We start from the raw sequence: 20,341 nt of genomic DNA, 5'->3' as shown, positions 1-20,341 counted from the left end.
TTCACGTAGGCAACGAATGATTTAGCGTCTTGACAGTTCAAGGTATTTTCACGGAAATGGACGCTGAATTTTTGCGGATACAGCCTCTCGATGATCAAATCCGAGCTTGTTCAGCGTATCGCCGAGCACAACCCGCATCTCTATCAGCGGGATGTCGAGAACATTGTGAATGCGATCCTCGACGAGATCGTCGCCGCGCTGGCGCGCGGGGATCGGGTCGAGCTGCGCGGTTTCGGCGCCTTTTCCGTCAAACACCGTCCGGCGCGGGCCGGGCGCAATCCCCGCACCGGCGCCCATGTGCCGGTCGACCAGAAATGCGTGCCGTTCTTCAAGACCGGCAAGGAAATGCGCGAGCGGCTGAACCGCGAGCCGGGGACGGAAACGACTGAACCCAGTTCGTCCTGAACCCTGTTGCGCAAGGCGGCGGTTGCCGTCGGGCGGGTTTGCGATCTGCTCCGATCGTCGCGAGCGAGTGTCATGCGAAAATTCCTCACCGCCGTGATCGTCATTCCGCTGTTCCTGTTGTTCATCGCGTTTGCGGTGGCCAACCGGCATTTCGTTACCGTGTCGTTCAATCCGTTTGACCCGACGGATGCCGCCTCCGCGGTGCCATTGCCTCTGTTCGTGTTGATCCTCGCTGCGGCCGTGGTCGGCGTCATCGCCGGCGGCTTCGCAACCTGGGTCGGCCAGCGACGCTGGCGCCGGGCCGCGCGTCAGCATCAGGCCGACGCTGAGGCTGCGCGGGTCGAGCTCGCCAATGTCAGGGCGACTTCGGCGGCGGCGCGGGGCTCCCAGGGGCAGCTGGTCCCGTCCGCTCCGGCTGGGCTTTTTGCGCCTTATGGGCGAGACAAGCAGGGCGCTGCGTTGTAGAACCCGCGGCAAGCCCCCTGTGGGGGGTGATCTTTTTTGCCCGGAATTGCGTTTCCAATTGATGTCCCTGCTCGTCAAAATCTGCGGCCTGACCACGCGCGAAACGCTCGACGCGGCGCTGGACGCCGGCGCTGACATGGTGGGGTTCGTGTTCTTTCCGCCGTCGCCTCGGCATCTCGGCCTCGAAACGGCGCGCGAGCTCGGCCGCCAAGCCAAGGGCCGCGCGCTCAAAGTGGCGCTGACGGTCGATGCCGACGACGTCACGTTCGAGAATGTCATCGAGACCTTGCGGCCGGATCTCCTGCAGCTTCATGGTCGCGAGAGCGTTGCCCGCGTCCGCGACATCAAGCAGCGTTTCGGCCTGCCGGTGATGAAGGCGATCCCGGTCGAGACCGCGGCCGATCTGGCTTCGCTGTCCGGCTATGCGGCCGTCTGCGACCGGATCCTGTTCGATGCCCGTGCGCCCAAGGACGCCACCCGCCCGGGCGGGCTTGGCGCCACGTTCGACTGGCATCTGCTCGATGATCTGAAGCTCGATCTGCCGTTCATGGTGTCGGGAGGATTGAGCGCCGGCAATGTCCGCGAGGCCGTCCGAATCACAGGTGCGGGAGGGGTCGACGTTTCCTCTGGCGTCGAGCGCGCACCGGGCGTGAAAGATAGCAATATGATCCGAGAGTTTGTGCGCGCCGCGCGCGCCAGCGAAGAGTTGAGCGTCCGATGACGACAATACGTCCGAATTCCTTCCGCAGCGGCCCCGACGAGCGTGGGCATTTCGGCATTTTCGGCGGCCGCTTCGTCGCCGAAACGCTGATGCCGTTGATCCTCGATCTCGAAAAGGCCTATGCCCAAGCGAAAGCCGATCCGGCATTCCAGGCGGAGATGGACGGCTATCTCAAGCACTATGTCGGCCGTCCCTCGCCGCTCTATTTCGCCGAGCGGCTGACCGAACATCTCGGTGGCGCCAAGATCTACTTCAAGCGCGAGGAGCTCAACCACACGGGCTCGCACAAGGTCAACAACGTGCTCGGCCAGATCATGATGGCGCGGCGCATGGGCAAGAAGCGGATCATCGCCGAAACCGGTGCCGGCCAGCATGGGGTGGCAACGGCGACGCTCTGCGCCCGCTTCGGCCTCGAATGCGTGGTCTATATGGGCGCGGTCGATGTCGAGCGGCAGCAGCCGAACGTGATCCGCATGGAGATGCTGGGCGCCAAGGTCGTCCCGGTGCAGTCGGGGGCGCGCACCTTGAAGGACGCGATGAACGAAGCCCTGCGCGACTGGGTCACCAACGTCCACAACACCTTCTACTGCATCGGCACCGTCGCCGGGCCGCACCCTTATCCGATGATGGTGCGCGACTTCCAGTCGGTGATCGGCAACGAGACCCGCGTCCAGATCCAGGAGATGGAAGGTCGTCTGCCGGATTCGCTCATCGCCTGTATCGGCGGCGGCTCGAATGCGATGGGCCTGTTCCACCCATTCCTCGATGATCCCTCAGTGGAGATCTTCGGCGTGGAGGCGGCGGGCCACGGGCTGACGCAATTGCATGCGGCTTCGATCGCCGGCGGTCGGCCCGGCGTCCTGCATGGCAACCGTACCTATCTCTTGATGGACGAGGACGGACAGATCCAGGAGGCGCATTCGATCTCGGCCGGCCTCGATTATCCCGGCATCGGACCGGAGCATTCCTGGCTGCACGAGATCGGTCGCGTGACATATTTGTCTGCGACCGACGAGGAGGCGCTCGCGGCGTTCCAGCTGCTGTCGCGCCTGGAAGGGATCATCCCGGCGCTGGAGCCGGCGCATGCGATCGCCAAAGTGATGGAGCTCGCGCCGCAACGGCCAAAGGATCACCTGATGGTGGTCAATCTCTCCGGTCGCGGCGACAAGGACGTGCCGCAGGTCGGTGATATCCTGCGAGGGAAAAAGTCGTGACCACCCGCATCGAGGCGCGTTTGGCGCAATTGAAGAAAGAAGCGCGTTCGGCCTTCGTCACTTTCGTGATGGCCGGCGATCCCGATCCCGAGACCTCGCTTGCGATCGTCAAGGCGCTGCCGCAGGCCGGCGCCGACATCATCGAGCTCGGCATGCCCTTCACCGATCCGATGGCCGATGGTCCGTCGATCCAGGCGGCCGGGCTGCGCGCGCTCAAGGCCGGCATGACCTTGCGCAAGACGCTGGCGATGGTGCGCAGCTTCCGCGCCAGCGACGACGCGACGCCGATCGTACTGATGGGTTACTACAACCCGATCTACATCTATGGCGTCGAACCGTTTCTGGCCGATGCGAAGACGGCCGGTGTCGACGGCCTGATCATCGTCGACCTGCCCCCGGAAGAGGACGACGAGCTGTGCGTGCCGGCGCTGAAGGCCGGGCTCAACTTCATTCGCCTGGCAACGCCGACCACCGACGACAAGCGCCTGCCAGCCGTGCTCGCGAACACCTCCGGCTTCGTCTACTATGTCTCGATCACCGGCATCACCGGCGCGGCGGCGGCGGATGCCAAGGCGGTCAGCGCTGCGGTGTCGCGGATCAAGGGACACACCGCGCTGCCGGTCTGCGTCGGCTTCGGCATCCGGACCCCCGAGACCGCGCGCTCGATTGCCGAACATGCCGATGGCGCCGTGGTCGGGACTGCTCTGGTCGATGCCGTCAGAGGCAGCCTGGATGGCGAGGGGCGTGCGACCGCCAAGACGGTGAGCGCGGTGGCCGACCTTGCCGCAGCGCTCGCGCAGGGCGTGCATGGTGCCAAGCAAGCGGCGGAATAGCGTCACTGGTGTCCGATCTCGGCTCCGGCTTGCCGGGCCAAGGCTTCACCGCCATATATCGATTTGGGCGACCGTCCTACGGAGCGATACATGAACTGGCTTACCAATGTGGTCCGGCCGAAGATCCGTAACATCCTGCGGCGGGAGACGCCGGAGAACCTGTGGATCAAATGCCCGGATTCCGGGCAGCTCGTGTTCTACAAGGATGTCGAGGCCAACCAGTTCGTCATTCCCGGCTCGAACTACCACATGCGCATGGGCGCAGTGGCGCGGCTCAAATCCGCCTTCGACAACGAGACCTGGTTCGACGTGGCGCTGCCTGAGGTCACACCCGATCCGCTGAAATTCCGTGACGAGCGCCGCTATGCCGACCGCATCAAGGATGCGCGCGCCCGCACCGGGCTAAACGACGCCGTCAAGGTCGGCTATGGCAAGCTCGAAGGCATGGGCGTCGTGATCGCCGTGCAGGATTTCGACTTCATGGGCGGTTCGCTCGGCATGGCCGCAGGCGAGGCGATCGTTCGCGGGCTCGAGCTCGCGGTGGAGAAGAAGTGCCCCTTCATCGTGTTCGCGGCCTCCGGCGGCGCGCGCATGCAGGAGGGAATTCTGTCCCTGATGCAGATGCCGCGCACCACGGTTGCGGTGCAGATGCTGCGCGAGGCGCGACAGCCGTATATCGTCGTGCTGACCAATCCGACCACCGGCGGCGTGACGGCATCCTATGCGATGCTCGGTGACGTCCAGATCGCCGAGCCCGGGGCGTTGATCGGTTTCGCCGGCGCCCGCGTGATCGAGCAGACCATCCGCGAGAAACTGCCGGAGGGCTTCCAGCGCGCCGAATATCTCCGCGACCACGGCATGGTCGACATGGTCGTGCATCGCCACGACCTGCGCCCGACCTTGGCGCGGCTCTGCCGGCTGCTGACCAAATCTCCGGCCATCGAGCCTCCAAAGCCGATGCCGCAGCTGCCGCCGCCTGAGAAGGCGATCGCTGCACCCGAAGCGCCTGCCATCGCGCCGTCAGCGTGAACGACTCCGCGTTCCAGCACGCTGCTTCGCTTGACGAGCTGATCGCGCGGCTCTCCGCCTTGCATCCGAGCCAGATCGATCTGGGTCTGGATCGCATGCACCGATTGCTGGCGCAGCTCGGCAATCCCGAGCGCCAGCTGCCGCCGGTGATCCATGTCGCCGGCACCAATGGCAAGGGCTCGACCGTCGCTTACCTGCGCGCAATGCTGGAAGCCGCGGGCCTGCGGGTTCATGTCTTTACCTCGCCCTGGCTGGTCCGCATCAATGAGAGCTATCGGCTCGGCCGTGTCGGCGGTGGCGTTCTGGTCGACGACGCCCAACTGCGCGATGCGCTGTCGACATGCGAACAGGTGAATGCTGGCGCGCCGATCACGTTCTTCGAGGTCAAGACCGTCGCCGCCTTTCTGCTGTTCGCGCGGCATCCGGCGGACGCAGTCCTGCTTGAAGTGGGCCTCGGCGGCCGGCTCGACTCGACCAATGTGGTCGAGCAGGTCGCGGCGAGCGTGCTGACGCCGATCAGCATGGATCACATGGAATTCCTCGGCACTACATTGGCCTCGATCGCCGCCGAGAAGGCTGCGATTATCAAGCGGGGCTGTCCGGTGATCTCGGCCGAGCAGGAGCCGGAGGCGATGGCCGTGATCGAGCAACAGGCCAAGCGCATGCGCGCGCTGCTGTTTGCGGCCGGCGAAGGCTGGCATGTCAATGTCGAGCGCGGCCGGCTGGTCTATCAGGACGATCGCGGGCTTCTGGATCTCCCCGCACCCAAGCTGTTCGGCCGCCATCAGTTCGGCAACGCCGGGCTTGCGATCGCGACCTTGCGCGCGATCGATACCTTCAAGCTTCCGACCAGAGCCTTCGAAGCCGGCATCACCGGTGCGGAATGGCCGGCACGGATGCAGCGGCTGTCGACAGGCGCGCTGACCACGCTCGGACCGCAGGGCTCCGAGATCTGGCTGGATGGCGGCCACAATGCCGAAGGCGGCCGCGTCGTCGCTGCCGCGATCGGCGACCTCGAAGAGCGGGTGTCACGGCCGCTGGTCGTGATCGTCGGCATGATGGCCAACAAGGACGCACGGGCCTTTCTCGCCAATTTCGCCGGGCTGACGCGCCACATCATCGTCGTGCCGATCCCGGATCAGGACAAGGCGATGGCGCCTTCCGATCTGGCTGATGCCGCGCGCACGCTCGGCATGCGCGTCGAGATCGCCGCCGGTGTCGAAGCGGCGCTGTCCGGCATCGCGCGCCTCGCCTACGAGCTGCCGCCGCGCATCCTGATCACCGGCTCGCTCTATCTCGCCGGCCATGTGCTGGCGATCAACGGCACGCCGCCGGCGTAGATCGAATCCGCCATGCGCTTCGCCGCGATTGCCGACGTCCACGGAAACCATCTCGCGCTGGAAGCCGTGCTCGCCGACATCAGAGCGCAAGGCATTACGGAGATCGTCAATCTCGGCGACACGGCGAGCGGGGCCCTCGATGCGCGCCGGACCATGGACATCTTGATGGGCCTCGATGCGGTCCAAGTGCTCGGCAATCACGACCGCTATCTGATCGACCGACCGGTCGAGAAGATGGGCTCCTGGGACCGGCCGGCCTATGCCCAGCTCGACCTCGCGCATCTCGATTGGCTGCGCGCGATCCCGGCGACGCGCGTCTTCAAGGACCAGGTCTTCCTCTGTCACGCGACGCCCGCGAGCGACGAGATCTATTGGCTCGAGGCGGTGCATGCTGACGGGACAATCGCGACAGCAACGTTGGAGACGATCGAAGCCGCTGCCGAGGGCATCGAACAGCCCCTCATCCTCTGCGCCCATAGCCACATCGCCCGCGCGGTGCGGCTGAGGGACGGCCGGCTGATCGTCAATCCGGGCAGCGTCGGCTGTCCTGGCTATCGCGACCGACATCCGCATCCGCACGTCGTTCAAGCCGGCACCCCGGATGCGCGCTACGCAATCCTGGAGCAAAGCGCGAGCGCATGGTCGGTGACCTTCCGCCATGTGCCTTATGATCACGAGGCGATGGCGGCCCTGGCGCTGCGGAACGGCATGCCGGAATTGGCATCGGCGCTAGCGACCGGCTGGATCAGGTAGCGGCCTCACGCCAGCAGCTTCATCGGATCGGCCGCCTTCTGCTTGAGCTGATCGAAGGTGCATTGCCGCGGCGCCTTGTCCGGGCGCCAGCGCAGGATCGAAGTGCCGTGGCGAAAGCGCTCGCCGGAGAAATGGTCGTAGCAGACTTCGATGACGAGCTTCGGCTTCAGCGGGCACCATTGTGTCGAGCGTTCGGTGGACCAGCGGCTCGGGCCGCCGGGCGCATTGCCCGTAAAACCGGGCGGCGAGATCAACGGCTCCAGCTTGGCGGTCAGCGCAGGCTTCTCCTCCTTCTTGATCGCCGAGGTGAAGCCAACGTGATGGAGCCGCCCTTCGTCATCATAGAGGCCGAGCAGGAGCGAGCCGACCACCTTCTTGCCGCCCGCGCCCTTGTTGGTCGCGTAGCGGAAGCCGCCGATCACGCAGTCGGCCGAGCGGAAGCGCTTGATCTTCTGCATGCCGTCGCGGCTATCGGGCCGATAGGGCAGGTCGATGCGCTTGGCGATCACGCCGTCCGAGCCGCCGCCGGAGCGCGCCAGCCACTTCTCGGCGGTCGCAAAGCTGGTCGTGACGGGCGACAGCCGAAAGGTCGGATGGCCGCGGAAGTTTGCCTCCGCGAACGCTTCCAACGCCGGCCGGCGTTCGTCCAGCCTGTGCTCCATCAACTCGCCGTCGCGCTCCGTCGCAAGCAGATCGAAGGCCAGGAACAGCGCCGGCGTTTCCTGCGACAGCTTCGTCACCCGGCTGGCGGCGGGATGAATCCGTTGCAGCAGGTCGTCGAACGAGAACGTCTTGCCATGCGGCACCACGAGCTCGCCGTCGAGCACGAAGCGCTCGGCTTTCAGCTCGCGTGCGGCCGCGGCCACCTCCGGGAAATAGCGCGTGAGGTCCTCGCCCGCTTTCGACTGCATCGTCACATCCTCGCCGTTGCGTGACAGGAGGCAACGGAAGCCGTCCCATTTCGGCTCGTATTGCCACTCCTTGCCGCGCGGAATGGCATCGACCGAGCGCGCCTCCATCGCCTGCAAACCGGCGTGGCGGGAAGCGGATTTGCGGAGGCGGGAGGGCATGGCGGGCAACGCTCAAAACGCGACAAACTCCTGCTCTCAACGCAAACGGCCGGCGAAATCGCCGGCCGTTCAACCAAAAAATCCTCTGCGCCGATCAGACCGAGGCCGTGATCCACTGCTGGAGCTTCGCCTTCGGCGCGGCGCCGACTTGGCGGGAGGCCATCTCGCCGCCCTTGAAGATCATCAGGGTGGGGATCGACATCACGCCGTATTTGGAGGCCGTCTTCGGGCTCTCATCGACGTTGAGCTTCACGATCTTGACCTTGTCGCCCATTGCGCCCGCGATCTCATCCAGCGCCGGCGCGATCATCCGGCAGGGGCCGCACCATTCAGCCCAGAAATCCACGACGACGGGGCCGTCCGCCTTCAGCACCTCAGTGTCGAAATCGGTATCGGAAACCTTGCCAACGGCCATGGGAATACCTCGTTTGGTTGGAGAGCGGCGCGAGATTCGCGCCCATAATCGTGCCTGCAAAGCTATGAACGGTCGGTTGCCGGGTCAAGTTGCGTCACTCAGATGTGCGGGGATAGCAGTTCCGCGTCCAGAGCGGAGGCGGAAAGCTCCATCAGTTCAGGGGCTTCGGTCCAGAGCAGGGCGGCGCGGACGGCGCGGTCCGGGTACAGCTGGCGCAACACCGCGCGGTAGAGCGCGAGCTGGCGGACATAGGCCGGCGGCACCTCGGCGAGCTCGGACGGCGGGCTTTGGTTGGTCTTGAAGTCGACGATCAGCACCTCGGCATCGGTCACGACCAGCCGGTCGATCTGGCCGGACACCAGCGCCGGCGGCTGGCCGGGCAGGCTGAGCCGGCCGACGATGGAGACCTCCGCGCGGCTGCCTGAGGCGAACACGGCGGCAAAGCGCGGCTCCTCGATCACCCCAAGCACACGTGCCGCCAGCTTCCCGCGCTCGTCCTCCGGCCAATCGGCCGTGTTACGCGCCAGATATTTGAGCGCCGCATCACGGCGCCGCGTCGGTGCCACGTCGGGCAGGGATTGCAACAGGCGATGCACCAGCGTGCCGCGCTGCATCGCCTCGCTCCGCGCCATCATCGCCTCGCCCGCCTTCGCCCGGCGCTGTTCGCCAGCGCCGGGATCGGACGGCCGCAACACCAGATCAGCGGCAGGCGCCTCCGCGGCCTCGATGCGCAGCCAGGACGGCAGCTCGATCGCTTCGGCGGTGACGCGCCGCTCCTCCGCGCCGGGCAGCGCCGCAATGTCTTCGGCGCGTGCGTAGCGCTTCACCGGTCCGTCCGGCGTCTCGATGGTCTGCACCTGAAGACCGGCCGCATCGAGCCCGCGCGCCATCAGGTCGTACCAGCTGCCGGGGCGGACATTGTTCATGTTGCCGGGCATGCAGCCGCCGATGACGAGCCGGTCGGCCGCACGGGTCATCGCGACATAGAGCAGGCGCCGATATTCGTCCTCGGTCTCCTGCAGCATCGCCGCGCGCGCGGCTGCGACAGGTTTGGGATCGTCGGCTTTGCGTCCAGCCCAGACCACGATCTCCTTCTCGCCATCTGGCACATGGATCAGCCGCAACCGCTGCGTATCGGACGGCGAGGACGTCGTATCGACCAGGAAGACGACTGATGCCTCCAGGCCCTTCGCGCCGTGCACGGTCATCACGCGTACTTCGTCGCGCGAGATTTCCATGTCGCGCTTCACCTCGGTGTCGGCGGCGCGCAGCCAGGCCATGAAGCCCTGCAACGAGGCCGGCGCCTTGCTTTCGTAGGACAGAGCGAGCTCGAGGAATTCATCCAGCGCATCGTTGGCTTCGTGGCCGAGCCGCGCCAGGATGCGGCGGCGGCCGCCATCGCCGCCGAGCAGCCAGGCATAGAAGCCGAACGGCGTCTCTTCGCCGGCGCGGCGCTCGCATTGCTGCAGCCGCCGCACCACGCGCTGCAAGCGCTCGTCCGCGGCCGCATGCGCCACCAGCGCCTCGCGCAAGGATCCCCTGCGCTGCCAGGCTAAAGTGAAGAGATCATCGTCGGTCAGGCCGAACAGCGGGCTTTTCAGCGCGGTCGCGAGCGCGAGATCGTCTTTCGGCAGCAGAAGCGCGTCGGCGAGGTTCATCAGGTCAATGATCGCGATGTGCTCGGTCAGCTTCAGACGGTCGGCACCCGCGACCGGAATGCCGGCGTGCTTGAGTGCCTGGATCACGGCATCGAATGCGTTGCCGCGCCGGCGTACCAGGATGAGCATGTCGCCGTAGCTCAAGCGCCGGCGCGAGCCATCATGGCCGGTCATGGTGCCATCGCGGATCAGCCGCTTGATCTCGGCCTGGATGCGCCGGGCGAGCTTCACCTCGGGGCTCGTCACCGCGACGCCGTCGAATGGCGCGCGCCAGCCCTCGATGTCCTTGGTGTCGTCGCGCTCGCACAAGCTCCAGAGCTCGACCAGGCTCGGGCCGGCGTCAGCCAGTGAGTTATGGATGGGATAGCCGATATCGGGCGAATGGATGCTGCGATAGATTTGCGGATCGCGGAACACCTGATCGACGGCATGCAGAATGACCGGACCGGAGCGGAACGAATAGGTGAAGGAGACGGGATCGAAGGTCAGCCCCGCTTCGGTGAAGCGCTTCTGCAGCTGCCGCCGCCGCGCGTCGAACTCATGCGGGTCTGCGCCCTGGAACGAAAAGATCGACTGCTTCTCGTCACCGACGGCAAAGATGGTACGGACTAGGTCGTCGCGGGCGCCGACACCGGCGGTGAACTCCTCGATGATATGGGCGACGATCTCCCATTGCCGGGGACTCGTATCCTGAGCCTCATCGATCAGCACATGGTCGACGCCGCGGTCGAGCTTATAGTGCACCCAGCCCGAAGAGACGCGGTTGAGCATCGCCAGCGTCTTGTCGATCAGGTCGTCATAGTCGAGGAGGCCGCGCTCCTGCTTCTCGCGCCGGTAGTTCGCTGCGGCCGCTGTCGCAATCCGCAGCAAGGCCTCCGTGCGGTCGCGCATGATTGCAGCGCGGCGCTTTTCGATCAGCAGGTCGAGCCGGCGCGCTTCGGCCTCGAACAACGCGGCCACCGCTGGATTGGCGTCGGCGAATTTCTTGGTCAGCAGGGATTTCCGCGGCTGCTTGTCGTCGGTCAGGAACAGGCAGAGATATTCATCGACCTGGTCGCTGCCGGAGAAGGCGAGCGCCGCGCGCAGTTGATCCGCCTGCTTCTGCTCGGTCTTGGCGCCGGCGTCGAGCTGCGCGGCGATCTGCAGCCAGTCGGCGCGCGGCAGATTGGGGCCGTCGAGGATGTCGCGCTCGATCGCCTCGACCGTGTCAGTGGCCGCGACGCCGAGCACTTGTGAGAGCTGTGCCGCGGCGACATCGACATGGTCAGCGCCATCGGTCCAGGCCATGAAATGATCGCGGCTGAGACAGGCCTCACGGACCACGTCCTTGAAGGTGACGTCGGCCGCGCTCGCCATTGCGACCTGGAGCGCGCGGCCGATGGCGCTGTCGGGTGCGCGCGAGGCATCCAGCAGCACCTTCAGGTTGGCGCGCTCCATCATCTCGGTCTGGTCGCGCTCGTCCAGCACAGCAAAGCGCGCCGGCACATTGGCCTCGAACGGAAACTGCTGCAGCAGCCGCGTGCACAACGCGTGGATGGTCTGCACCTTCAACCCACCCGGCGTCTCCAGGGCGCTCGCGAACAGCTTTCGTGCAGCGGCACGCAGCGCGGCATCGGGATGCGGAATGCCGGCCTCTTTGATCGCATGATCGAGCGCGGTGTCGTCGAGCGTGACCCAATGGCCCAAAGTCGAGAACACGCGCTCCGCCATGTTGGCGGCCGCGGCCTTGGTGAAGGTGATGCAGAGGATCTTTTCCGGCGGTACGCCGTCGAGCAAAAGCCGGATCACGCGCTGGACCAGCACGTGGGTCTTGCCCGAGCCGGCATTGGCCGACACAAACGCTGACGCGGCCGGGTTCGAGGCGCGGGTCTGCGCCTCGCGCACGGCTGCAGGAATCGGGCGCGGCGCCTTCACCATTCCTCGATCCCCAATCCGCCCGCCGCCGACCATTCCTTGATGCGCGCGAGGTCGTCATAGGCACCGTAGCGGTTCGCCCACATCGACAGGTTCAAGGAGGTGTAGGCCTGGTTCTCGTCCTCGAAGCTGCGGATCAGCGCTTCGAGCTTGTCACGCGCCTCGCGTGCGGCGGCATCGGGCGGCTGCGGCGCATCACCCTTGTTGATCTTCAATTCCAGCACGCGCTCTTCGCCCGGCGGATTGTTGCCGGACAGCCTGACATAAGCGAGCTGGCCGACCAGGCTGCCGGCCGGAATCCCTTCGAAGCCGCCCTCGCGCAGGATCGCCGCTTCCAGCGTCAGCTGCGGCGCCAGTCCCATCCTGACCTGCTTGCCGGTCGGCGGCTGTCCGGTCTTGTAGTCGAGGATCGCGAAGGAGCCGTCGCTGCGGCGCTCGATCCGGTCGGCGCGCGCGGACAAGGTGAAGGTCCTGTTGTCGCCGAGCGGAATGCCGATCTCGCCGCGGATCTCGGCGGTCAATTCTTCGATGTGCTCGCGCCGCGCGCTCTCCCAGGCGGCAAACCACGTCGCGATCCGCTGGAAGCGTGGCCACCACAGGGCACGGGCTTCGGGGCGTTCCATCAGCGGCGCGAAATGTTTCTCACCGATCAGGCGCAGCGCGTGAGCGGGATGGAGCGGCAAAGCTTGTGCGAAGTTTTCCGTGAACTCGCCGATCGCCTGATGGATCGCCGAGCCGCGGTCGGCGGCCGAGAGCGGCATGTCGACGGGATCGAGCGCATCAAGGCGCAGAATATAGCGGGCGAAGATGGTGTAGGGATCGCGCAGCCAGTCCTCGATCGCGGTGACCGACATGCGCAGGGGGCGCGCGGCCAGCGGCGGCCTCGGCATCGGCTGCGCGATCGGCCTGACCTCCGCCGGCTGGTCCAGCGCTTCGGCGTAGCGCACATAGATTTCGCCGCGCGACGTCGCAGCGTTCCAACTGATATCGCCGGCGACCGCCTCCAGCCGATGCAGGAAGCGGGAGGCCACCGCCGGTGCGCCGCCGGCCTTGGCGGAGTAGGTGAGGATCACCTCGGGGCTGCCGAGGAGCTGCGCGAAGTCGTGCGCCGACAAGCCGATGCGTCTTTCAGGGAGATCGAGGCCAAGCTGATGCCGCATCGGGCGGCTGAGCCAGGGATCGATGCGCGGCGCCGGCGGCCACACGCCCTCGATCAGCCCGCCGACGATGACGCGGTCGGCCTGCATCAAGCGCGATTCGAGCGGACCATAAATCTGCAGCTGCGCGCCGGGCCGCTCGGGGCGTCGCACGGCGCGATCGCTAAACGCGGTCTGGAAGACGTCGGGATAGTCGGCGAGCGGAAGCATCAGGCCGCAGCGCTCGCCTTTGCTGAGCAGATCGTCGAAGCAGCGCGCCAGGCCTGCGCCATCGCGTTCGGCGAAGGCGACGCTGAGGCCGAGATCGTCGCGCGACAGCGCCGCCAGCACCTCGCGATGCCGCGCCGCGAGCTCAGCGAAGTCATAGGGCTTCGGTGAGGTGAGGTTCTCCAGCGGCGCCAACGCCTGCTGCAGGCGCTCGATCAGACCTTGCGCGCGATCGAGCTGCTCCGAGGACAGCCGCGCCCGCGGCTCGGCCTGATGCAGTGACGTTACCTCGCCCTGGTGCAGCTTGGTGTGCTCGTCGCGGAAGCGCGCGAAATCCCGCGCCAGGCCCGCGCTGCCCGGTTGTGGCCTGGTGCCGCGCAAGACCGCCAATTCCAGCGTCTCGATCGCGCCTCTGAATGCGCCCGATGCGGCGCCGAGCCGGCACAGCGGATGCTTGAGCAGCGCCAGCAAGGCCGGCGGCTCGAGGCCCCTGGCGGCGACTTCGGCCGCGAGCCGCGCAAAGATCCCGGCAGGCGTGTCCAGCAGCGCATCGCCGCCGGAGTCGTCGAAGGTCAGGTGCCAGCGCGTCAGCGCCGCCATCACCCGCCGCGCCAGCGCGCGGTCCGGCGTCACCAGGGCGGCCGACTTGCCGAGATGCCGCGCCTCGCGCATCGCGATGGCGATCGCCAGTGCCTCCATCTCCGGATTGGGCGCGGCGACCACGGCGAGATGATCCATCGCGGCCGCGATGTTCGCGGCCACGTCGATCTGGCGCAGCCGGTCGTGCCAGGCTGCGGTCGCTTCGGACGGCCGCATCACTTCGGAGATCAGCACCTCGCGTCCGCCGCGGGCGGGATGGGCGAGGCGGACGACGTCGCGCCGTTGGATACCGAAGCGGCGCAGCAGCATCTGCATGGCGTATTGCGGATGATTGTAGGAGGCCTGCGCGCGGCCGACCGCGTCGTTCTTCGCGTCCTTGTTAGTTGTCTTGTTTGCGCCCCTGATGCCGCCGATGCTGCGCCACGCTTCCTCGTCGAGGTCGGTATCGAGCCCCGGCAGCACCACGGCGCCATGGGGCAGCTTCGCCACGGCCTGCAGGAATTTTGCCGTTGCCGGCATCGAGCCGGTCGAGCCGGCCGCAACCACCGGTCCATCCGGATGGGCGGTGAGACGCGCAGCTTCCGCCGCGATCAGCAGATCGCGCCGCGCCGCCGGCTCGATGCGCTGGATCTCCTCAAGGTAAGCCGGCCATGCGGTGCGCGCGATGCGCAGGAAGTCGAGCGAATGCTGCCAATAGCGATCGAGCTGATCGGGCACCAGGCCGTCGAGCGCATCCCAGGCGACGTCGCGCGTGACCATGTCGTCGATCAGCCGCGCGAGGTCGCCGGCGAGCGCCAATGTCGAGGCGGGGCCGCCGACCACCAGTGGCGCGGAGACCGGCGTCTTGGCCCAGGCCGCGACCAAGCGTGCCAGAGTCAGGCGGCGCTCGAGCTCGCCGAGCTTGTCCGGAATCTCCAGCGGCGCCGTGCCGGCGAAGGATTCACTGTCCTCGGCGAACGCAAGCTCGTCCTCATCGATATCGCCGAGCGCGACCAACCGCGGCAGCACCACGGCATCGGTCTTGAGTTCCTCGAGGAACATGTCGCGCGCCACGCGCAGGGAGCGCCGGGTCGGCAGATACAGCGTCGCGCTCGCCAGCCGCCCCGGATCGGAGCGCGCCTCGAAGCCATCGACCAGGCGGCCGTCAATCAGCGCCGCGATCACGGTGCGCAGGAACGGCGCTGAGATGGGAACGGTGAAGACGCGCATGATCCGCTGATTCGGGCTCCTCAGCGTCTATATAGGCAGCGAGCGGGGCGCGGTCATGTACGGCCTGTGGATGGGTGTTGATAGGTCATGACCGCTCTTTCGTTGTCCCTATGGCCAAGATTCTGGTGTCGTCACCCGCGCAAGGCGGGTGACCCAGTATCCCAGAGGCAGCAGTTGCCGATCGTGGGGCCGCGGCGTACTGGATGCCCGCCTTCGCGGGCATGACGGTTGGAGAAATCGCAGATCCGCGTCCTCGCGGCGCCTATCGCGTCCGAGCTTTGCGCATTTGTCACCCTCACCGAGCAGGAGGGCGCAGGGAAGGCCGGGCATCGGCTGATGCCCGTGGCCCCCGTGCGTGAAAAGTGCACGGGGCAGGAACCACAGGTCCAGCCGGATAGCACCGGCCTTCCCTGCGCGAATGGTTTACGGCTTATACGCGCTCTCCCTGGTGCACCGGGCTTGTTGGCCACCATATCCGCGCAAAGCGAAAGCTTCGTCACGTCCGCGACAACGCGCTGACGCGCATTGCGCGGGACACCAGCGTCGGGGTGTCAGGACCACGCGATTTCGCCGTCCGCATCGCCGCCGTTCGTCTTCCGGCAGCAACACGTCCATCGCATCCCGCGCTCAACGTCCGTGACGACGCGTACGCCCCTCGCAACGAGGCGGGACGAAGCAAGAATGCATTGTTTCTGAAAAAGCGAAAGAGATATTTTTCCGCAGCAGGACCCGGAGGGAAGGATCGTCTTGAAGATGCCCGTGAAATGAGTTTTTCGGCGCAGCCATTTCGAGCCGGATCAGTCGTCGTCGCGAATTATTTCAGGAGCAATCGTCGATGTGATTCGCCCGCCGGGCAGCCTCGATCACGGTCGCGTCCTTGCGGGCGCGAGCTTGTCAAGCAGCGTGCCTCTGCAGCGTGTCTCTCATGTCCGCCGATGGATATGGGTCCCGGGACAGCAGCGGAGCTCGGGGCGGAGCGTGAACTACGCCGCGCTCTCCAGCAGCGCCTCTTCCGCAGCGCTGACTGCCTCGGGCGTGCCGACATGCATCCAGACGCCATCAAGCCGCAGGCCGAACAGACGGTCCTGTTCGTTCGCCTTGTCGAACATCGTCACCAGCGAGAAATCGCCCTGCGGCGCGCCATCGAAGATCGCCGGCGAGATGATCGCCGCGCCTGCATAGACGAACGGAACCACCTGATGTTCCCGGCGCTTGCGCAAGGCGCCGTCGGCCAGCATCGAATAGTCGCCCTGGCCGCTATAGCCGATCGAGCTGGCGGTCGGCGCCATCAGGAGCAGGATGTCCATCCGCTCCGGATCGAAGGCATCGGCCAGCCGCGTCAGATTGTGCCGCACGCCTTCGATCCACATCGTGTCGGAATTGACATGGAAGAACGGCTCGTGGCCGAGCAGCGGCAGCGCCTTCACCACGCCGCCGCCGGTACCGAGCACCTGGTCGCGCTCGTCGGAGATGATCACCCGCGGCGCCCTGCGGCTCGCGACATGATCGATGATCTGGTCCGGCAGATAATGCACATTGACCACCGCCTCGGTGACGCCGGCCTCGGCGAGCCGGTCCAGCACATGGTCGAGCAGCGGCCGGCCGGCAACGCGTACCAGCGGCTTCGGCACGCTGTCCGTCAGTGGGCGCATGCGCAGGCCCAGACCGGCGGCGAGAACCATGGCTTTGTGCGGCTTCACAGGCATCCTTCGGCGTCTCGAACCAGGGAACCCGAATCATACCACGGCGGGCATGAATCGTCTCGACCCGCTGCGATAGCGAGCCGTGATGACGATTATGCGACGCGGATTCTACGGTAGTTTGGCAGCGTTAAAGCGCCGCGGCTCCCGGCAATCAGGCGTCCTCGGCCGCGCGGCGGTTGGCCTTCTTCTTACGGTCGCCAAGCTTCAAGAAGTTAACGCCGATCTGGTCGCCGTTCACCCAGGCGAGTTCGCAACGCCGATAGGCCAGGCCCGTGGACGACAACAGCAGGAAGAACTCCTTCAGGTGCAATCCCTCGACCGAGCCGTCGACAGTCAGTTTGGCGCCGGTCTCGGACACATCCTCGATGGTGCAATTGCGCCGCCAGGTTCCGTCGATGCCCATCATGAAGGCGGGGATGCCGCGCTCGAAAACGACGCGCTCGCCCTTCTGCCGTTCTGCCATCGGACCCTCCACTCCGCCCCGCGCTGGGGCGCACGGATTGATCCGAAACAGCGTAAAGCCGGATGGCTAAGAACCCGTAAATGTACCGGGGGCGCAAGACGAGGCGCGGCCGCCTGGCGGCGCCATGCGTCTTCTATCAGCGGGCTTGGCTTGCCTCAGGAGGCGCTCGCCTCCAGCAGCCGCCGGTAGAAGCGGATCATGTCGGCATAGCCGTCGACCGAGAGCCGTTCGTTGGTGCCGTGAAAGCGCTTGAGATCCTCGTTGGTGGCCCGCAGCGGCGAGAAGCGGAAGAGGTTGTCGGCAACGCCGACATAATGCCGCGAGTCGGTGCCGCCGATCATCAGGCCCGGCGCCACCACGGCATCGGGAAAGATCTCGCGGATGGTGCGGCTCATCAGTTGATAGGGAGCGCTTGCGATCGAGGTCACCGGCGGCGGCTCGGTGTTGCTCGCAACCGGCGCGATCGCGACGTGGTCATTGGCGATGGTGCGCGTGACATGATCGATCACGCTGGCTTGGGTGTCGCCCGGCAGCAGGCGGAAATTCACCGTGGCCGATGCCACGCCCGGCAGCACATTGTCCTTGTCGCCGGCGTTGAAGATCGTCAGCGCCGTGGTGGTGCGCACCATGGCTTCGGTGGGGCCGGTCTTTTCGAATTCGCGTAGCAGCAGCGGTTTGAACAGCCAGAGATTGGACAGGGCCACGCGGTTGAAGCCACTCATCTCCGGCGCCAGCGTCGCGAACATTTCGCCGACCACGCCGTCGATCCGCATCGGTAGCTTGTCGGCCTCGAGCTTTGCCAGCGCCGCGCTCATCATGCCGATCGCGGTGTCGTGCGGCGGCATCGAGGAATGGCCCGGCGTCGCCTTCGCTGTCAGAATCAGGGTCGCATAGCCCTTCTCGCCGACGCCGATCAGCGCCGCAGGTTTCGCGAGGCCCTTGATGCCGCCTTCGGAGATCAGCAGGCCTTCGTCGAGGACGAAGTCGAGCCGGACATTGCGCGCCGCCAGCGATGCTGCGATCGCCTTGGCGCCCCTGGTGCCGCCGACCTCCTCGTCATGGCCGAAGCCGAAATAGATCGTGCGCTTCGGTGTGAGGCCGGCCTTCGCCAGCGCATCAGCCGCTTCGAGCATCGCATAGAGATTGCCCTTGTCGTCCCAGGCGCCACGGCCCCAGATGAAGCCGTCCTTGATGTGGCCCGCGAACGGCGGCTCGCTCCAGTCGGCTTCCGTGCCCGGTGCGATCGGCACCACGTCCTGATGCGCGAGCAGCGCGATCGGCTTCAGAGCGGGATCGCTGCCGGGCCATGTGTAGAGCAGGCTATGGCCTGCGATCACCTCCTGCTTGGCGGCGGCGTGAAATGCCGGAAAGCTGGTTTCGATGTGCGCCTTCAGGGCCGCAAAGGCGTCGGCATTCTGCTCGGGATCGTCATAGCTGGAGATGGTGCGGAAGCGCACGGCTTCGGCCAGTCGCTGTGCCGCGGCCTGCGGTTCGATCGAGATTTTCGGCAGCGCAGTGACCTGCAGCTGGCGCGATCCCTGGCGCTCGGTATTAAAGGTGAGGACCGCGAGCACGACTATCACGGCGAACACTGCGAGCAGAGTGATAGTCCTCACGATCCTGAGCAGCCGGCCCATCGCACTTACCCCCACAGCAAAACGACGCCGCAAGCCTCGCTTGCGACGTCGTTGACCTTGCCTCAAAGCTTGTGAAGAAGTCTATCGCGGGTTGCGTGGCAGCCGCGCCTACTTCTTCGCCGCCTTGGCGCGGGCGATGCCTTCGGCGATCAGCTGATGCGCGTCGTCGGCATTGCCCCAGCGCAGCACCTTGACCCATTTGCCGGGCTCGAGGTCCTTGTAGTGCTCGTAGAAGTGCTGGATCTGCGCCAGCGTAATGTCCGGCAGGTCGCTGTAGGTGCGCACCTTGTCGTAGCGCTGGGTGAGCTTGGAGGACGGCACTGCGATGATCTTCTCGTCACCGCCGGCCTCGTCCTCCATCAGGAGCACGCCGACCGGGCGCACGCTCATGACAGCACCCGGCACGATGGCGCGGGTGTTGGCGATCAGGACGTCGCAGGGGTCGCCGTCGTTCGACAGCGTGTGCGGGATGAAGCCGTAATTCCCGGGATAGCGCATCGCCGTGTAGAGGAAGCGATCGACGAACAGCGTGCCGGCGTCCTTGTCGAGCTCGTATTTGATCGGTTCGCCACCCACCGGTACTTCGATGACGACGTTGACGTCGCGCGGCGGATCTTTCCCGATCGGGATGGCGTCGATGCGCATGGGGGACTCCGTTTGGACTGGAAACCTGAAGACTGGAGACGTGAAGGTGAGGCGTTCAAAGCATAAACGCACTCATTCGCAGTCGCAAAAAATTTGCGGCTCTGCAATAACTACTTCAACGCCAGACGATGCGTCCAGTTCGGCAATCGCGTTTAGGCTTAATTGGTCCAGGCGAAGGCGACCTTGTCGAGCGACTTCGGCCCGAATCGCTCGGAGGAGCGCGCCACCATGCGACCGCCCAACGTGCGGTAAAACTCAGTGGCGGGGTCGTTGTCGGACAACGCCCACACCACCATGCTCTTCAGGCCGCTTTGCGCGAGGTCGCGCTTGGCTGCCGTGAAGAGCCGGCGACCGAACCCCAGCCCCTGAAATTCCGGTCGCAGATAGAGCTCGTAGATCTCGCCGTCAAAATGCAGGCTGCGGGCGCGATTGCGGCCGTAATTGGCGTAACCTGCGATCTTGTCGTTGAACACCAGCACGCTGACCCGGCTGCCCTTGCGGATCGCGCTGTCCCACCAATGCGGGCCGCGGCGATTGATCAGCTTTTCCAGCTCGGCGCCGGGAATGATGCCCTGATAGGCGGAGCGCCAGGCTTCGTCATGGGCAGACGCCACCGCCGCCGCATCTGCAGCCTTGGCCGGACGGACTTCGATCAGGGTTGTGCTCATGGCGGGATCAAAGCAAGTCGGCGGCGCCGCTTCAAGGTCCAACGTTAAAGATCGGTTAACCTGTGGATTTTCTGCATCACAGGGTAAGAAAGCTGTGCCGAAAGGGGACAATTCGGCAACACCGGAGCGGGCGACGATGGTCGCGCTGTCGTCGTTGCCGAGGTCGGCAAAAGCCGGCCTGATTCGGTCGCGGTTCGGCTAAGCTCCACAGAGTGGCTAACTTTCCGGACACGCG

17 protein-coding genes are annotated in these 20,341 nt (G+C 65.8%); 8 read left to right on the top strand and 9 right to left on the bottom strand.

The annotated features are described in order from the left end of the window. Nucleotides 1–90: 90 nt before the first annotated feature. From BRAS3843_RS25365 to BRAS3843_RS25330, 8 genes are all read left to right on the top strand, one after another. Entirely contained in the window at nucleotides 91–405 is a 315-nt protein-coding gene (locus BRAS3843_RS25365) for an integration host factor subunit beta (protein WP_008971952.1), read from the top strand. 72 nt (nucleotides 406–477) lie between these two features. Then, nucleotides 478–870: a lipopolysaccharide assembly protein LapA domain-containing protein gene (locus tag BRAS3843_RS25360; protein ID WP_008971951.1), complete on the top strand. Its 393-nt coding sequence runs from the start codon at nucleotides 478–480 to the stop codon at nucleotides 868–870. 61 nt (nucleotides 871–931) lie between these two features. Continuing rightward, on the top strand, nucleotides 932–1,591 hold the full coding sequence (locus BRAS3843_RS25355; protein ID WP_008971950.1) for a phosphoribosylanthranilate isomerase: 660 nt from the start codon (nucleotides 932–934) through the stop codon (nucleotides 1,589–1,591). Next, the gene (gene trpB, locus BRAS3843_RS25350; protein ID WP_008971949.1) at nucleotides 1,588–2,805 is read left to right on the top strand and encodes a tryptophan synthase subunit beta; all 1,218 of its coding nucleotides are present in this window, start codon (nucleotides 1,588–1,590) and stop codon (nucleotides 2,803–2,805) included. Before BRAS3843_RS25355 ends, trpB begins: the two co-directional genes overlap by 4 nt. After that, nucleotides 2,802–3,638 (top strand): tryptophan synthase subunit alpha, encoded by an 837-nt coding sequence (trpA, locus tag BRAS3843_RS25345; protein ID WP_008971948.1) that lies wholly within the window; start codon nucleotides 2,802–2,804, stop codon nucleotides 3,636–3,638. The genes trpB and trpA overlap by 4 nt, the downstream gene beginning before the upstream one ends. A 90-nt stretch (nucleotides 3,639–3,728) precedes the next feature. Next, nucleotides 3,729–4,667 carry an acetyl-CoA carboxylase, carboxyltransferase subunit beta gene (gene accD / locus BRAS3843_RS25340; RefSeq protein WP_008971947.1) on the top strand — a complete coding sequence of 313 codons (939 nt, stop codon included), beginning with the start codon at nucleotides 3,729–3,731 and terminating at the stop codon, nucleotides 4,665–4,667. Further along, a complete protein-coding gene (locus tag BRAS3843_RS25335; RefSeq protein WP_008971946.1) occupies nucleotides 4,664–6,007 on the top strand; it encodes a folylpolyglutamate synthase/dihydrofolate synthase family protein in 1,344 nt (447 codons plus the stop codon). Before accD ends, BRAS3843_RS25335 begins: the two co-directional genes overlap by 4 nt. 12 nt (nucleotides 6,008–6,019) lie before the next feature. Further along, on the top strand, nucleotides 6,020–6,760 hold the full coding sequence (locus tag BRAS3843_RS25330; protein ID WP_008971945.1) for a metallophosphoesterase family protein: 741 nt from the start codon (nucleotides 6,020–6,022) through the stop codon (nucleotides 6,758–6,760). Between the two features lie 5 nt (nucleotides 6,761–6,765). Here BRAS3843_RS25330 and BRAS3843_RS25325 read toward each other — a convergent pair whose 3' ends face one another. From BRAS3843_RS25325 to BRAS3843_RS25280, 9 genes are all read right to left on the bottom strand, one after another. Beyond that, the gene (locus tag BRAS3843_RS25325; protein ID WP_008971944.1) at nucleotides 6,766–7,779 is read right to left on the bottom strand and encodes an ATP-dependent DNA ligase; all 1,014 of its coding nucleotides are present in this window, start codon (nucleotides 7,777–7,779) and stop codon (nucleotides 6,766–6,768) included. Nucleotides 7,780–7,924: 145 nt separating this feature from the next. After that, entirely contained in the window at nucleotides 7,925–8,245 is a 321-nt protein-coding gene (gene trxA, locus BRAS3843_RS25320) for a thioredoxin (protein WP_008971943.1), read from the bottom strand. A gap of 98 nt (nucleotides 8,246–8,343) precedes the next feature. Beyond that, nucleotides 8,344–11,820: a double-strand break repair helicase AddA gene (gene addA, locus BRAS3843_RS25315; RefSeq protein ID WP_035982723.1), complete on the bottom strand. Its 3,477-nt coding sequence runs from the start codon at nucleotides 11,818–11,820 to the stop codon at nucleotides 8,344–8,346. After that, on the bottom strand, nucleotides 11,814–14,990 hold the full coding sequence (gene addB / locus BRAS3843_RS25310; protein WP_008971941.1) for a double-strand break repair protein AddB: 3,177 nt from the start codon (nucleotides 14,988–14,990) through the stop codon (nucleotides 11,814–11,816). Before addB ends, addA begins: the two co-directional genes overlap by 7 nt. 983 nt (nucleotides 14,991–15,973) lie before the next feature. Then, nucleotides 15,974–16,696 (bottom strand): nucleotidyltransferase family protein, encoded by a 723-nt coding sequence (locus tag BRAS3843_RS25300; protein WP_008971939.1) that lies wholly within the window; start codon nucleotides 16,694–16,696, stop codon nucleotides 15,974–15,976. Between the two features lie 148 nt (nucleotides 16,697–16,844). Beyond that, the gene (locus BRAS3843_RS25295; protein ID WP_008971938.1) at nucleotides 16,845–17,156 is read right to left on the bottom strand and encodes a PilZ domain-containing protein; all 312 of its coding nucleotides are present in this window, start codon (nucleotides 17,154–17,156) and stop codon (nucleotides 16,845–16,847) included. Nucleotides 17,157–17,311: 155 nt separating this feature from the next. Beyond that, the gene (locus tag BRAS3843_RS25290) at nucleotides 17,312–18,793 is read right to left on the bottom strand and encodes a M20 family peptidase (RefSeq protein ID WP_008971937.1); all 1,482 of its coding nucleotides are present in this window, start codon (nucleotides 18,791–18,793) and stop codon (nucleotides 17,312–17,314) included. A gap of 108 nt (nucleotides 18,794–18,901) precedes the next feature. Then, entirely contained in the window at nucleotides 18,902–19,438 is a 537-nt protein-coding gene (ppa, locus tag BRAS3843_RS25285; RefSeq protein ID WP_008971936.1) for an inorganic diphosphatase, read from the bottom strand. A gap of 158 nt (nucleotides 19,439–19,596) precedes the next feature. Next, the gene (locus tag BRAS3843_RS25280; RefSeq protein ID WP_008971935.1) at nucleotides 19,597–20,106 is read right to left on the bottom strand and encodes a GNAT family N-acetyltransferase; all 510 of its coding nucleotides are present in this window, start codon (nucleotides 20,104–20,106) and stop codon (nucleotides 19,597–19,599) included. Nucleotides 20,107–20,341: the final 235 nt, after the last annotated feature.

The organism is Bradyrhizobium sp. STM 3843 (assembly GCF_000239815.1).
In the GTDB taxonomy this organism is placed as follows: domain Bacteria; phylum Pseudomonadota; class Alphaproteobacteria; order Rhizobiales; family Xanthobacteraceae; genus Bradyrhizobium.
Note: the sequence above shows the minus strand (reverse complement) of the source record. Positions and strands in the feature narration are given on the sequence as shown.

What these genes read in the sequence shown, in the direction of transcription:
- BRAS3843_RS25365 (WP_008971952.1), top strand. Translation starts at nt 91, where the DNA reads ATGATCAAATCCGAGCTTGTTCAGCGTATCGCCGAGCACAACCCGCAT.
- BRAS3843_RS25360 (WP_008971951.1), top strand. Translation starts at nt 478, where the DNA reads ATGCGAAAATTCCTCACCGCCGTGATCGTCATTCCGCTGTTCCTGTTG.
- BRAS3843_RS25355 (WP_008971950.1), top strand. Translation starts at nt 932, where the DNA reads ATGTCCCTGCTCGTCAAAATCTGCGGCCTGACCACGCGCGAAACGCTC.
- trpB (WP_008971949.1), top strand. Translation starts at nt 1,588, where the DNA reads ATGACGACAATACGTCCGAATTCCTTCCGCAGCGGCCCCGACGAGCGT.
- accD (WP_008971947.1), top strand. Translation starts at nt 3,729, where the DNA reads ATGAACTGGCTTACCAATGTGGTCCGGCCGAAGATCCGTAACATCCTG.
- BRAS3843_RS25330 (WP_008971945.1), top strand. Translation starts at nt 6,020, where the DNA reads ATGCGCTTCGCCGCGATTGCCGACGTCCACGGAAACCATCTCGCGCTG.
- BRAS3843_RS25325 (WP_008971944.1), bottom strand. Translation starts at nt 7,779, where the DNA reads ATGGAGGCGCGCTCGGTCGATGCCATTCCGCGCGGCAAGGAGTGGCAA.
- trxA (WP_008971943.1), bottom strand. Translation starts at nt 8,245, where the DNA reads ATGGCCGTTGGCAAGGTTTCCGATACCGATTTCGACACTGAGGTGCTG.
- addA (WP_035982723.1), bottom strand. Translation starts at nt 11,820, where the DNA reads ATGGTGAAGGCGCCGCGCCCGATTCCTGCAGCCGTGCGCGAGGCGCAG.
- addB (WP_008971941.1), bottom strand. Translation starts at nt 14,990, where the DNA reads ATGCGCGTCTTCACCGTTCCCATCTCAGCGCCGTTCCTGCGCACCGTG.
- BRAS3843_RS25300 (WP_008971939.1), bottom strand. Translation starts at nt 16,696, where the DNA reads ATGCCTGTGAAGCCGCACAAAGCCATGGTTCTCGCCGCCGGTCTGGGC.
- BRAS3843_RS25295 (WP_008971938.1), bottom strand. Translation starts at nt 17,156, where the DNA reads ATGGCAGAACGGCAGAAGGGCGAGCGCGTCGTTTTCGAGCGCGGCATC.
- BRAS3843_RS25290 (WP_008971937.1), bottom strand. Translation starts at nt 18,793, where the DNA reads ATGGGCCGGCTGCTCAGGATCGTGAGGACTATCACTCTGCTCGCAGTG.
- ppa (WP_008971936.1), bottom strand. Translation starts at nt 19,438, where the DNA reads ATGCGCATCGACGCCATCCCGATCGGGAAAGATCCGCCGCGCGACGTC.
- BRAS3843_RS25280 (WP_008971935.1), bottom strand. Translation starts at nt 20,106, where the DNA reads ATGAGCACAACCCTGATCGAAGTCCGTCCGGCCAAGGCTGCAGATGCG.